A 423-nucleotide genomic window follows, 5' to 3' on the forward strand; every position below is an offset into this window, starting at 1 on the left:
TGATTAGGTTTAGAAAAGTTAAGAGACGATATTGGGTCTGTAGCTCAGCTGGTTAGAGCGCTCGCCTGATAAGCGGGAGGTCGGTGGTTCAAGTCCACTCAGACCCACCAATATCGAACTAGATGGGGCTATAGCTCAGCTGGGAGAGCGCCTGCCTTGCACGCAGGAGGTCTGCGGTTCGATCCCGCATAGCTCCACCATCTTTAAGGGTTTTTCCTTAAGAATCTTTAAAAATGGTTTCGAAAGAAATCTAGCTCTTTAACAATTTGGAAAGCTGACTGATTGATTACTTACGAGTAATTCAATCAAATTTAAAAGTTCTCAATGTTTATCTGCTCTTATTTAATAAGAACGGTATAAACACAACAAACACATTCAAGTGTCTTGTATTCGATTCAAATTTATTTGAATCACAATTGAGTC

General features: G+C 40.4%; 2 tRNA genes. Both read left to right on the plus strand.

Annotated elements, in window-relative coordinates:
* The first annotated feature begins 33 nt into the window (after nucleotides 1-33).
* A tRNA-Ile gene (locus AB4589_RS20550) sits at nucleotides 34-110 on the plus strand.
* A gap of 14 nt (nucleotides 111-124) precedes the next feature.
* Nucleotides 125-200 (plus strand) — tRNA-Ala (locus AB4589_RS20555).
* Nucleotides 201-423 lie beyond the last annotated feature (223 nt).

The organism is Vibrio sp. 10N.222.49.A3 (genome assembly GCF_041475145.1).
In the GTDB taxonomy this organism is placed as follows: Bacteria; Pseudomonadota; Gammaproteobacteria; order Enterobacterales; family Vibrionaceae; genus Vibrio; species Vibrio tasmaniensis_A.